Annotated in this window: 13 protein-coding genes; 4 read left to right on the forward strand and 9 right to left on the reverse strand. The window is 70.6% G+C overall.

Going from position 1 to position 12,523, the window contains the following annotated elements; all coding sequences use genetic code 11:
- Positions 1–247 precede the first annotated feature (247 nt).
- From ACWC0C_RS27615 to ACWC0C_RS27640, 6 genes are all read right to left on the reverse strand, one after another.
- Positions 248–880, reverse strand: coding sequence for an MBL fold metallo-hydrolase (locus tag ACWC0C_RS27615; RefSeq protein WP_449194465.1), 633 nt, complete (start codon positions 878–880; stop codon positions 248–250).
- Entirely contained in the window at positions 880–1,965 is a 1,086-nt protein-coding gene (locus tag ACWC0C_RS27620; protein ID WP_450866555.1) for an S-(hydroxymethyl)mycothiol dehydrogenase, read from the reverse strand. Before ACWC0C_RS27620 ends, ACWC0C_RS27615 begins: the two co-directional genes overlap by 1 nt.
- A 195-nt stretch (positions 1,966–2,160) precedes the next feature.
- Complete coding sequence (locus tag ACWC0C_RS27625) at positions 2,161–2,583, reverse strand: CBS domain-containing protein (RefSeq protein ID WP_449194467.1); 423 nt, start codon at positions 2,581–2,583, stop codon at positions 2,161–2,163.
- Complete coding sequence (locus ACWC0C_RS27630; RefSeq protein ID WP_449194468.1) at positions 2,580–2,945, reverse strand: DUF5133 domain-containing protein; 366 nt, start codon at positions 2,943–2,945, stop codon at positions 2,580–2,582. Before ACWC0C_RS27630 ends, ACWC0C_RS27625 begins: the two co-directional genes overlap by 4 nt.
- Before the next feature lie 145 nt (positions 2,946–3,090).
- Complete coding sequence (locus ACWC0C_RS27635) at positions 3,091–3,402, reverse strand: hypothetical protein (protein ID WP_450866557.1); 312 nt, start codon at positions 3,400–3,402, stop codon at positions 3,091–3,093.
- Positions 3,403–3,502: 100 nt separating this feature from the next.
- A complete protein-coding gene (locus ACWC0C_RS27640; RefSeq protein WP_450866559.1) occupies positions 3,503–4,624 on the reverse strand; it encodes a CapA family protein in 1,122 nt (373 codons plus the stop codon).
- 186 nt (positions 4,625–4,810) lie between these two features.
- On the opposite strand from ACWC0C_RS27640, the gene ACWC0C_RS27645 reads away from it, so the two are divergent.
- Complete coding sequence (locus tag ACWC0C_RS27645; protein WP_450866561.1) at positions 4,811–5,851, forward strand: sphingomyelin phosphodiesterase; 1,041 nt, start codon at positions 4,811–4,813, stop codon at positions 5,849–5,851.
- 59 nt (positions 5,852–5,910) lie between these two features.
- Here ACWC0C_RS27645 and ACWC0C_RS27650 read toward each other — a convergent pair whose 3' ends face one another.
- Positions 5,911–7,488 (reverse strand): alpha/beta hydrolase, encoded by a 1,578-nt coding sequence (locus tag ACWC0C_RS27650; protein ID WP_450866563.1) that lies wholly within the window; start codon positions 7,486–7,488, stop codon positions 5,911–5,913.
- Positions 7,489–7,768: 280 nt separating this feature from the next.
- Between ACWC0C_RS27650 and ACWC0C_RS27655 the strand changes: the two genes are divergently transcribed.
- The 3 genes from ACWC0C_RS27655 (at position 7,769) to ACWC0C_RS27665 (ending at position 10,537) form a co-directional block, all read left to right on the forward strand.
- Positions 7,769–8,584 (forward strand): SAM-dependent methyltransferase, encoded by an 816-nt coding sequence (locus tag ACWC0C_RS27655; RefSeq protein ID WP_450866565.1) that lies wholly within the window; start codon positions 7,769–7,771, stop codon positions 8,582–8,584.
- A 38-nt stretch (positions 8,585–8,622) separates the two neighbouring features.
- Positions 8,623–9,873, forward strand: a complete 1,251-nt coding sequence (locus ACWC0C_RS27660; RefSeq protein ID WP_450866567.1) for a hypothetical protein — start codon at positions 8,623–8,625, stop codon at positions 9,871–9,873.
- Positions 9,874–9,952: 79 nt separating this feature from the next.
- Positions 9,953–10,537 (forward strand): GNAT family N-acetyltransferase, encoded by a 585-nt coding sequence (locus tag ACWC0C_RS27665; protein WP_450866569.1) that lies wholly within the window; start codon positions 9,953–9,955, stop codon positions 10,535–10,537.
- Between the two features lie 56 nt (positions 10,538–10,593).
- Here the strand turns inward: ACWC0C_RS27665 and ACWC0C_RS27670 are convergent, their stop codons facing one another.
- Together ACWC0C_RS27670 and ACWC0C_RS27675 are read right to left on the reverse strand one after the other, a co-directional pair.
- On the reverse strand, positions 10,594–11,775 hold the full coding sequence (locus tag ACWC0C_RS27670) for a cysteine desulfurase family protein (RefSeq protein WP_450866570.1): 1,182 nt from the start codon (positions 11,773–11,775) through the stop codon (positions 10,594–10,596).
- On the reverse strand, positions 11,772–12,449 hold the full coding sequence (locus ACWC0C_RS27675; protein ID WP_450866572.1) for an ArsR/SmtB family transcription factor: 678 nt from the start codon (positions 12,447–12,449) through the stop codon (positions 11,772–11,774). Before ACWC0C_RS27675 ends, ACWC0C_RS27670 begins: the two co-directional genes overlap by 4 nt.
- Positions 12,450–12,523 lie beyond the last annotated feature (74 nt).

The raw sequence follows: 12,523 nt of genomic DNA on the forward strand, positions 1-12,523 counted from the left end.
GTGCGTATAGCGAAACGGATTGCGATTAGCGCAACGTCAGTCTGCTGGCCGCCCGGAAGGCTTGTCAAGGCATCCACAGGCCCGTTCGCACGGTCTTCGACGACCGGTTTCCGGGCATGCCGGAGCGACCCCGAAAACGCAGGTCAGCAGGCGGATCAGGGGGTGTGGCCGGATGCGGCGAGCGGCCCCGCCCCGGTGCCGTCCGCTGCGGTACGTCACCGGGGCAGGGCCGCTTGTCGCCGGGCGGCTAGTGGCCGCGCTCGATCCACTCCTGAAGGTGGGGCGCCTCGGCACCGATGGTGGTGGTGTCGCCGTGGCCGGTGTGCACGACGGTGTCGTCCGGCAGGGCGAGGAGGCGTTCACTGATCGATCGGATGATGGTCGGGAAGTCGCTGTACGACCGCCCGGTGGCCCCCGGCCCGCCGGCGAACAGCGTGTCGCCGCTGAACAGCGCGGAGAGCTGCGGGGCGTACAGACAGACCGCGCCCGGGGCATGTCCCGGGGTGTGCAGCACGGTCAGGTCCGCCCCGGCGACGGTGAGCCGCTGCCCGTCGGTCAGCTCGCCGTCGGGTGCCCGGTCGGGATGGGTCTGTTTCCACAGCGGCAGGTCGTCGGCGTGCAGCAGGATCGGGGCGCCGGTCCGGGCGGCGAGGTCGGGTGCGGCGTCGATGTGGTCGTTGTGGGCATGGGTGCACACGATCGCCCGCAGGCTGCGTCCGCCGAGGGCCCGGGCGATGGCATCGGCGTCATGAGCGGCGTCGATCACGACAGCCTCGGTGTCGTCACCCACGATCCATACGTTGTTGTCGACGTCCCAGGTGCCGCCGTCCAGCGAGAACGTCCCCGACGTGACGAGACGTTCGATACGGGCGCCCGCCATCAGAGGAGCACCACCGAACGCAGTACGTCCCCGCCGTGCATCCGCTCGAAGGCCTTCTCCACCTCGTCCAGCGCGATGGTCTCGGTGACGAAGGCGTCCAGGTCGAGGCGGCCCTGCAGGTAGAGGTCGATGAGCATCGGGAAGTCACGGGAGGGCAGGCAGTCTCCGTACCAGGACGACTTGAGGGCGCCGCCGCGGCCGAAGACGTCCAGCAGGGGCAGTTCGAGCTTCATCTCGGGCGTGGGGACGCCGACGAGGACGACGGTGCCGGCGAGGTCGCGGGCGTAGAAGGCCTGCTTGTACGTCTCCGGGCGGCCGACCGCCTCGATCACGACATCGGCGCCGAAGCCGCCGGTCAGCTCGCGCACCGCCTCGACCGCGTCGGCCTGGCTGGAGTTGACCGTGTGGGTGGCGCCCAGCTTCTTCGCGGTGTCCAGCTTGCGGTCGTCGATGTCCACGGCGATGATCTTCGCCGCGCCCGCCAGGTTCGATCCGACGACCGCCGCGGCCCCGACGCCGCCGCACCCGATCACGGCGACGGTGTCCCCGCGCCCGACGTTCCCCGTGTTGATGGCGGCGCCGATGCCCGCCATCACACCGCAGCCGAGCAGCCCGGCGGCAGCGGGCGAGGCGGCGCGGTCGACCTTGGTGCACTGGCCCGCCGCGACGAGCGTCTTCTCGGCGAAGGCGCCGATGCCCAGGGCCGGCGAGAGCTCCGTCCCGTCGGTCAGGGTCATCTTCTGCTTCGCGTTGTGCGTGTTGAAGCAGTACCAGGGCCGGCCGCGCAGACAGGCCCGGCACTGACCGCACACGGCACGCCAGTTCAGGATCACGAAGTCGCCGGGAGCCACGTCGGTGACCCCCGCGCCGACCGCCTCGACCACACCCGCGGCCTCGTGTCCCAGCAGGAACGGGAAGTCGTCGCTGATGCCGCCCTCGCGATAGTGCAGATCGGTGTGGCAGACCCCGCAGGCTTCGATCTTGACCAGCGCCTCGCCCGGACCGGGGTCGGGTACGATGATCGTTTCCAGGCTGACAGGGGCGCCCTTGCTCCGCGCGACGACACCACGGACCTGCTGAGTCATGGCCACTCCTCGGCTCACAGCGGATCGAGACGTTGCCTATTACGGCACACCTCTCACGTTTCGCAACACAGCATCGCGGAGGCGGAAGCAGCGGTCAAGGATCCGTCAGCGGTCGAGGATCCGTCAGAACAACGAAGGGCAGCGCCGGCCGGTGCCGCGTGGCATCCGGCTCGGGCGCTGCCCCTCTGCGCGTGATCAGGCCGCGTACACGCGCTGGACGAACTCCGCGAGCTGGTCGTCGGTGAGGTGCCGGGCGATGTCGGTCTCGCTGATCATCCCGACCATGCGCTTGTTCTCGACCACCGGGAGACGCTTGATCTGGTGGCTCTCCATCTCCCGCAGCGCGTCCGAGATGTCGGCACCGGCATCGATCCAGCGCGGCGTGCCCTCGCACAGGTCTCCGCACGTCATCCGCGCGGGGTCGTGACCGTAGGCGACGCACTTCACCACGATGTCGCGGTCGGTGATGATGCCGCACATCCGGTCGGCGTTGTCGGGGTCGCTGACCGGAAGCGCGCCGAGCTCGTGGTCCCGCATCATCTGCGCGGCGCGGTCCAGCGTCTCGTACCGGGGTATCCACTGGGCACCCGGGTGCATGATGTCCTTCGCTGTCGTCATCGCTCGTCCCTCCATCTGGAGCGTGGGGAATCCGGGACCGGGACGGCTTCCCGTCGCTTGGGTTCCTGGGTCGTCGAAGCGGCTCGACGCGACCGCCGGCCGACGGCAGCCGCCCGGGTCCGCCCGCTCCGCTCCCTCAGGTAGGTGACCAAGTCGGTGCGCAGGTAACGCCGGGCGGCGGCGGCCGCCTCGCGCGGGTCACGCTCGCCCATCAGCACGCACAGCGTGTAACCCGAGTCCTCGAAGGCGGCACGCGACGCGAGGTCGGCGGGTGCCGCGACGATGGCGCGCTCGCTCACCTGGTACTGGCGCAGCAGTCGGCGCACTTCGGATCTGGCCGGTAGCAGCATGGTGCAGTTCACCGCCCCACGGGGCTCGGCGGACTTCCGGTGGTGGCGCCGGTGCCGCGGCGCACGGGCACATCCCTTGCCCGAACAAGGCCTTCAGCCATGGTGCACGAGGCGCGTGGTCATGTCTTGTTGGCCTTTCAATCGGTGCCGGACGCGCTCAGGCGTGCGCCTCGGGCCCCGCCGGTCCGGACATCCCTCCGAGCGTGGTCGTGTCCCGCGTCCTGCGCCCCCAGGGAGCGCGGTGGCGGCGGTGACGGTGGGTCGTGCTCGCGGCCGTCATCGCCAGGCCCAGGCAGAAGATGAGCGCCAGCGCGAGGCCCGAGCTGAACAGCGCGAGGCCGTTCATCGTGGCGATGTGGTGGTCGAGGACGGAAACGGTGTACTCCGGGCCGCCGGACAGGTTGCCGATGATCGCCAGGGCCGTGAAGGCACCCGTGCCCGCGAGCAGGAGCAGTCCGAGGAACAGCATCCGAGTCATCTCCTCAGGAAACGTCTGCCAAGAGGTCGGGTACCCGCAACTCTCCGGCTATACCACCACTGCGTGGCGTGACCTCCGGCTCCCCCGCGCATCACCGGCCCGCCTCCGCGAACCCGGCTACGACGCCGAGCGTGCCGTCGGCCTCCAGGGCGATGTGCACGCCGCGGCCGATCCGGTCGAGGGTCGAACGCAGCCAGGCGCTGTCCTGCTCCTCAGCCCGCTCCAGCCGCATCCGCCGCGCCTGCAGGGGGAACATCCGCATGCCCGTGGGGCACCCCGTGTCCGCATCCACCGAGACGAGGTAGCCGAGCCGGAGGTCGTCGCGGTACTCCTCGTAGCCCGAGATGCCCTCGTAGTCGTCGATGAAGTCGCCGCAGCCGTAGAGGATCAGCCGGCCCCGGTACACCTCGACGGGGCGCGGGTGGTGCGAGGAGTGACCGTGGACGATGTCGACGCCGCCGTCCACCAGGGCGCGCGCGAAGCGCGTCTGCTCGCGGGGGACGAGATAGCCCCAGTTGGAGCCCCAGTGCACCGACACCACCGCGATGTCGCCGGGTTGCCTCGCCCGCCGCACCCGCTGGACGGCCGCCTCGGCTGCCGACGCCGACAGCTCACGGACGTAGGCGACACCGGGCCGGTCGGCGGCCGCGGCCCAGTCCGGCGGGATGCCACTGGACAGCGCGCCCAGGGCGAACACCAGGATGCGGCGACCGTTTCCGATGGGCACGATCGCGGGCGCGTGGGCCTCGGCGGCGTCGCGTCCCGCGCCCGCAGTGCGCAGTCCCGCACCGGCGAGCGAGTCCAGCGTTTCCTCCAGGCCCGGCCGGCCGAAGTCCAGCACGTGGTTGTTGGACAGGACGCACACATCGGGCCGGGCCACCGTCAGGGCGGGCAGGTTGGCGGGGTGCATCCGGTAGTGGACCGCCTTGCCCGGTGCAAAGGCGTCGCTCTGTGTGACAGCCGTCTCCAGATTCACGATCCGGGCATCCGGGGCGGCCCCGTCCAGCACCCGCAGCGCCTCGCCCCACGGCCAGGCAGGCTCGACCGGCGCCGCGATCGGACCGGCGACCGCCTCGGCCAGCTCCACGTACGACCGGGCATCCGTGACGTAACCCTCGCGCAGCACCGGATCACCGGGGTGCGGAAGGATCTGGTCGACGCCGCGCCCGAGCATCACGTCACCGCACAGAAACAGCGTCACCACGCCGCCCATACACCCACCCTAAGCGGCGTCCACCTGTTCCCGACGGGTTGAACTTGTCCAGACACCTTTTCTCCATGGGGTGATCGAACGAAGTTCCCTCAGCCGTACCGGAAAGCGCCCTAGAGTCGCCCTGTCATGTACGCGACCCGACAGCCGATCACGGGCCGGGGACTACCCACTTCACCAGGAGAGCGCATGGTCTCGCGTCGTACAGCTACCGCCCTCACCTCCGCAGCGGCAGCTGCGCTGCTCGGCTTCAGCGGCTATGCGGCCCCCGCCGCGAGCGCGGGCACCGGCACCGGCACCGGCCTCTCGGTGTTCGCCTGGAACGTCGATCTCGGCACCGCGATCGTCGACACCACCCAGAACGAGAAGGCGGCCCAGCGCACCCCGACCATCGAGTCGATCATCCGCGAGCACAGCGCGGACGTGGTGGTGCTGGACGAGGACTTCAACAACACCTCGACCGCCGACATCACCGCCAAGCTCGCCGACCTCTACCCGTACCACACCCCGGTCGTCGGCCAGACCTGCTCCGGCGGCGGCTGGACGGGCATCAGCGGTGACTGTTCCAACTCGTGGTTCGTCATCAACGGCGGCACGATGATCCTCTCGAAGTACCCGATCACCGCCCAGTACGCCCACGTCTTCAGCAACTCCACCTACGGCACCTGGGACTACCACGCCAACAAGGGCGCTGCGCTGGCGCAGATCGACAAGGGCGGGGTGAAGAGCTGGGTGGTCGGCACCCATCTGCAGGCCGACGAGTCCGGCACCTCCACGGACACGACCCAGTCCACCCGGCTCGCCCAGCTCAGGGAGATCCGCTCCTGGGTGGACGGCATCGCCGGATCGAGCGGGCCGGTGCTGATCGGCGGGGACATGAACGTGGAGTACTACGGCGGCCGGTCGCGCGGTGACTACGCCAATGCGCAGAGCGCGGTGAACGGCGTGCTCGGCACCCCCGCCACCGACCCGGACCAGACCCTGCGGACCATGGACTGCCCGGTCTCCGCCTGGTGCCAGTACATGTCCGGTATCGAGTCCTTCCCGAAGGACTATCGGGACGACCTCGACTACATCGGCTATCTCAACGCCCCGGGCCGCCCGGCGCCGGCCGCGATGTCCACCGTCAAGGTGGACTTCGACCCGCAGTCCGGCTGGACCACCGGCGCGCTCGACACCAACGCGCCCAGCGACCACTACCCGGTCGAGACGACGTTCCAGCTCAACTGACGCCGGCGCACGGCAGCACCCCCCAGGTTCCCGACCTGGGGGGTACTCCGCGGAGCGGATCAGAAGCGGGGCGCTCCCGGGGTGTCCTGCGGCATCGGGGCGATGCGCTGGTTCACGCCATCGTTCCGGCGACCGGGCGCCTCGCAGGTGACGTCCCGCGTCGGAAGCTTGCCGGTGCTCAGATAGGCGTTGACGGTGCGGTTGGCGCAGGAGCGCGGGTCTTCGGAGTAGACACCGTGACCCTCGCCGCCCTCGACGTACACCATGCGCGAGCCCTTCAGGGCGTGGTGCATGCCGAGGCCGCTGGCCAGGGGCGTCTGGGAGTCCCACTGGTTCTGCACGGTGAGCAGACCGACGTGGTTGTCCACCGTGGTGACGGGCTCGGCCGGCTGGCCCCAGAACGCGCAGGGCTTGATGTTGGAGGCGAAGTCGCCGTAGAGGGGGTACTTGGCCTTGTCCCGGATCGCGTCATGCCGGTACTGCTCGGGATCGCGCGGCCAGTTCGCGGTGTCGCCGCAGACCACGCTCCAGAAGGCGGCGGTGCCGTTGTCGGCCGGCGGCTCGGCGGAAGCGGCGGCCGGGAGCCGTCCCTGCCGCTCGTCCGGCGCGAGGGAACGGTGGGAGGCCGGATGGCCGGCGGCGGCCTTCTCGAGTGCGACGACGGCCTCCGCCGCGCCCTTGGGGCTGAAGAACCGGGCCCGCAGGGAGGCCCGGATGTCGTCCCCGGTGAGCTTTTCACCGCCGTCGTCGATGGGGGTGCGGTCGGCGCGGGCGATCAGGTCCCAGAACGTCTTCCTCACCTGGGCCGGGGTGTCGCCGAGCTTGTAGGTGCGGTGGCGCTGCGCGGTCCACTTCGTCCAGCGGGTGAACGCCGGCTCGGTGCCCTCCGCCCAGATCTGGATCATGCCTCGCCAGACCCGTGCCGGGTCCACCGCGCTGTCCAGCACGAAGCGGTCGGTGCGCCCGGGGAACATCTGCGCGTAGACGGCGCCCAGGTAAGTGCCGTAGGAGTAGCCCAGATAGGAGATCTTCTTCTCGCCCAGGACGGTACGGATGACGTCCATGTCGCGGGCGGTGTTGCGGGTGGTGATGTACGGGAGCGTGTCGCCGTTCTTCGCACGGCACTTCTCGGCGACGGTGCGGGCCCACGCGACGTCACGGCTGAACGTCGCCTTCCTGTAAGGGCGTTCGAAGTTCTGTTCCGCGCTGGTGAGACCGCAGGTGACCGGGCTGCTGCGGCCCACGCCGCGCGGGTCGAACCCGATGAGGTCGTATTGCTCACGGACCTTCTGGGGCATCGCGTCCTTCATCATGACCGGCATGTCCAGGCCCTCGCCGCCCGGACCGCCGGGGTTGAAGAGGATCGCGCCGTGCCGCTTGCCGGGAACACTGGTCTTCAGACGGGAGATGGCCAGGCTGATCGTCTTGGCGTCGGGGCGACCGTAGTCGAGCGGGACCTTGATCGTCGCGCACTGGAACGCAGCCGGCTGGGATGCGTCGCAACGGTGCCACGCGGGCTTCTGGTTCTCGAATCTCTTCAGCGGTTCCGCCGCGGATGCCTGCGCCGGGGCGAGGGCGGCGACCAGCGTTGCCGTGACCCCCACGGTGAACAAGGGCGCCACGCGTCCTATGCGCACGATGGCCGTTCCTTTCCGTCAACTTCCTGAGGAGTACGACCATTTCGTGTCTGCGCGGGGGTGCGAATCCCTCTGCCGGGCGATCTCGCTACGACTCCCGGCGTACACAGAAAAAGACGTGCGGAGGAGAACCCACACGCGCCGATCGGCATCCGCACCGGCCCGCCCTGCGCAGATTTCCGACGGCGCGGAAGCCGAACCGGCAGGCGCGAGGCGGGTGTTGGGACGTAGGTTGTGCCATGAATGATCCACGCCTCGACCGAGAAGACGGACACGACTCATGACCGACCCCGCGACGGCGCCCGAAGCGGCGGCGCACCAGAAGATCGACACGTCGGTGCCGCACTCCGCCCGCATCTGGAACTACTGGCTCGGCGGCAAGGACAACTACCGCGTCGACGAGGAGGCCGGCGACGCGTACACCGCCGTCTTCCCCGGCATCGTCACCATCGCCCGCAGCAGCCGCGCGTTCCTGCGCCGCAACATCACATATCTGGTTCGTGAGGCGGGTATCCGGCAGTTCCTGGACGTCGGGACGGGTCTGCCGACGGCCGAGAACACCCACGAGGTCGCCCAGCGGCTCGCCCCGGAGGCGCGGATCGTCTACGTCGACAACGACCCGATGGTCCTGGCCCACGCCCGCGCCCTGCTCTACTCCTCTCCCGAGGGCGCGACCGCCTACATCGACGCCGACGTCACCGACCCGGACCGGATCCTCGCGGTCGCCGGCGAGACCCTGGACTTCGGCCGCCCCGTCGCGCTGATCCTCAGCAACATCCTGGGCCACGTCGCCGACCACGATCAGGCCCGGTCCATCGCCACCCGGCTGATGGACGCCCTGCCGTCGGGCAGTTACCTGTCCATCAACGACGGTTCACGCGGCATCGATCCCGTCTTCGAACAGGCCCAGGACGCCTACAACGACAGCGGCGCCGTTCCGTACAACCTGCGCTCCGTCGACGAGATCACCGCGTTCTTCGACGGCCTGCAGCTCGTCGAGCCCGGCGTCGTCTCGGTCACGCAGTGGCGCCCGGAGCCCGGTTCGCCCGCACCGGAGGTGATCGCCGAGCACGGCGGACTCGCCCGGAAGCCGTAAGGCACCCGAAGCCGTAAGGCACGCGTACGATCACGCGCGTGAGCGAAGAGATGGGCTCCGAGCCTCCCCTGATTTCGGCGATACGGGCCGGGGACAGCGATGCGGTGGAGAGCCTGCTCGAGGCGGGCAGCGACCCGGACGTACGCGATGGTGCGGGAACGCCCGCTCTCTGCCTGGCCATCGAGGGATTCGCGGGAACGGCCGCCGAACTGCTGACCCGGCACGGCGCCGACCCGCACCAGTGCGGGCCGGACGGCGTGCCGCCGTTGCGCAAGGCCGTCGATTCGGGCTCGCCGGCGCTGGTCGGGGCCGTTCTGCGCAATGGGCTTCAGTGGTACCGCCACGAGCCGGAGCTGCTGGACATGCGGGACCTGGCCCGGCGCTGGCACACGCTGGGCGTCGCGGCGGAACTGCGGCGCCGGACGGGCGCGCGCGGTGCCGTTGCGCGTGCCCGCGTCCAGGACGACGAATTCACCAGCATCGAGGAGCTCTCCCTCGGCGGGCTGACGGTGCGCGACGGGCACGCCGCGATCCTCACGCACTTGGAGGCGAAACTCCGCATCCGGACGCCGTTCGGGGAACTGATGGAACGGGCGCTGAGCCGACCCGACCAGGAGCATGCCGTGTGGTCGAGTTCGACCATGCTGCTGGCGGACCGCCGTGACCAGGAGACCTGGGACGCCGCCGCGAGGCTGAGCACCGATCCGGACCCGGCCCGCCGGCTGTTCGGCGCCGAGGTGCTGCGGCTGACCCATCTCTTCGACGAGAGCGACGAGCAGCCCTTCGCCGAGCCCACCCTGGACCTCCTCCTCGACTGGTCGCGCCGGGAGAAGGAGGTCTCCGTGCTCACCGAGGTGCTGCGGGGCCTGGCCGAGCACGCCGACCCGCGTTCCGACGCGGCCCTGCTGCCCTTCGCCGGCCATCCCGACGTCCGGCCGCGGCGAGCGGTGGCCGCGGGTTTCGCCACACCGGCCCTCGGCTTCTCCCTCGCGGTACGGGAGGCATTGCTGCTCCTCATGACCGATCAGGATGCCGGGGTACGCCGAAGTGCCTGCCGCACGGTGGCCGTCGGCAGGGACCGGGATCCCGCGCTCGCCGATGCCATGGCGGCTCTGCTGGACGACACGGTGCGCCAGGTCCGGGTAGCCGCTGTGTACGGACTCGCCCGCCACGACGACGAACGGTGCGTGGAAGGGACGCGCCGCCTTCTGCCGCTGCCGCCCGGCACCACGGAGGAGGAGGACCTCTTCGAGGTGGGACGGTACGAGCGGCGCCGCGACGGCCGCTGACCCACCCGCCGGGCCCGCGGTCGGCGGTGTGCCGACGTAAATCACTTGCGCGCACCGGACCGGTCAAGAGAATCAGCGCGTGCACATTCTGTCCTTCCCCGAGCAAGCCACCCCCGGCCACCTGCGCGTACAGGTGCGGGAACTCCAGGAGCAGGCATGGCCCTCCCGGCCCGGTTCCCCGGCTCCTGCCGACGCCCCGTCCCACGATCCCGCGCTACGACCGCTGTCGATGCTGCTCGTCGACGAGGAGTCGACGGTGCTGGCGGCTCTGGACGTCCTGTCCAAGGAGATCGTCCACACGGGCCGTCGCTATGCGGCGGGAGGGCTGAGCACCGTCGTGGTGGGGCGGGAGAGCCGCGGCCGGGGGTACGGACGTCGCCTGGTGGCAGCGGCCCGGGAGGCGATGATCACACGTGGGCTCGATCTGGGGCTGTTCACCTGTGACAGCGTGCTGCAGGCGTTCTACGAGAGCGCCGGGTGGCGGGTTCTGCCCGGCGCCGTACTGATCGGCGGGACACCGGGGGACCCCTTCCCCAGCGACCAGCCCGGCTTCGACAAGGTCACCATGGCCGACTTCTTCTCGGCCGACGCCCGCCAGGCCGAGCCGTCCTTCCACCACAGCCACATCGAGTTGTACCCGGGGACGATCGACAAGCTGTGGTGACATCCGCGCCGGGAGCGGATGGGGCGGTACGGCTCAGGCCCTGCGGGTGCAGCCGGTTACCGCGCGGCCGCCGCCCGGATCAGGGCAGCGGCAGCCGTCTCGATGTCCCTCTCGTCGCTCCAGCGGCCCAGCGACAGGCGCAGCGCGCCCAGCGCGCGCTCGGCGGGCAGGCCCATGGCGGTCAGGACGGGCGAGGGTTCATGGGTGCCGCTGTGACAGGCCGAACCCGTCGAGGCCGCGATCTCGGGGCAGGCGGCGAGGAGTTCATGTCCGAAGGCCCCGTCGATGCCGACGTTCAGTGTGTTCGGCAGGCGGTCCTTGGGCGGTCCGTTGAGCCGGACCCGGCCGGGCAGGCCCTCGGCAAGTCGCCGGTGCAAGCTGTCGCGCAGTGCGGCGATCCTCCGCACCCGGCCACCGGCGAGATCCTCGGCGGCGAGCCGGGCCGCAGTGCCGAGCGCGACCGCCAGGGCCACGTTCTCGGTGCCGGCGCGCAGGCCGTGTTCCTGACCGCCGCCGTAGACGACCGGTTCCAGCGGAACCCCCTCGCGTACGTACAGGGCGGCCGTGGCCTTGGGCGCGTACATCTTGTGCCCGACCACGCTCAGCAGATCCACGCCCGAAGTCCGTACGTCGAGCGGGATCTTCCCGGCGGCCTGGGCGGCGTCGCAGTGGAAGAGCGCGCCGTGGGCGCGGGCGAGGGCGGCCAGTTCCGCGATGGGCTGGAGGGCGCCGGTCTCGTTGTTGGCGGCCATCACCGACACCAGCACGGTCTCCTCGGTGAGGGCGGCGGCCAGCGCGGCCGGGTCGACCAGCCCGTCCCCGTCGACCGGCAGCACCGTCACCCGGGCGCCGTGCAGGCGCTCAAGGGCACGAGCCGTCTCCAGTACGGCCGGGTGCTCGGTGACCTGAGTGATCACATGGGGCCGGGTACGGCCGGAGGCCAGGACGGCACCGCGCAGGGCGAGCAGGTCGGCCTCGGAACCCGAGGAGGTGAAGACGATCTCGGACGGACGCGCGCCGATCAGGGCGGCCACCTGAGCACGCGCCCCGGCGAGCGCCCGGCGGGGTTCGGCGCCGTAGGGGTGGCTACTGGAGGGGTTGCCGAAGAAGTCGGTCAGGTACGGCGCCGTCGCCTCGGCGACCCGGGGGTCGACGGGTGTGGTGGCGTTGTAGTCGACGTAGACCGGCCCTCCGGCCAGTCCGGGCTGGGGCGGGGGCGCGTCGGGTGCGTCGGTCACGCCGGCTCCGTCGTGTCCACCGGCAGCTCGGCCAGGCGCCATTCGAGCATGCCGTCGTTGAGGCGGATGGCCCGTCGTCCGCGGTCGGTCAGCAGGCGGACGGCGTCGTAGGCGAGGACGCAGTACTCGCCGCGGCAGTACACGACGATCTCGGTGTCCTCGGGCAACTCGTCGATGCGGTCGGCCAGTTCGGCGACGGGGATGGAGAGCGCGCCGGGGATGTGCCCGGCCCGGTACTCCTCGACCGGCCGCACATCGAGCACCACCGCCTCCCCCGCCGCGACTCGGGCGTGGAGGTCCTCACGGCTCACCTCCTCGGCGCCGTCGTCACCGAGGTAGGCGTCCCGGGCGGCCGGCACGGCGGCCTGGTGGTTCTCGGCGACCTTGCGCAGCAGCGCGAACAGCAGGGCGACGTCGTCCCCGGCGAGCCGGTAGTGGATGCGCACGCCCTCCCGGCGGGTGGCGACGAACCCGGCCTGTTTGAGCGTCTGAAGATGCGCCGACGCGGTCGTCAGGTTCAGCCCGGCCGCCTTCGCGAGGGAGTCGACGCTTCGTTCGCCCTGGGCGAGCAGATCGAGCAGTTCCAGGCGTTTTCCGCTGGCCAGCGCCTTGCCGCTGGCCGCGAAAGCGTCGTACAGCCGCGCCTTCGAGCCGGTTGCCGTGGTCTTCGCCATGCGCATCCTCCGTAAAACCCATCCTCCATATATCCATGGAATATCGTAGAGGATGAAGTGGCGATTACGGGACC

The sequence above is a fragment of the Streptomyces sp. NPDC001709 genome (assembly GCF_053596375.1).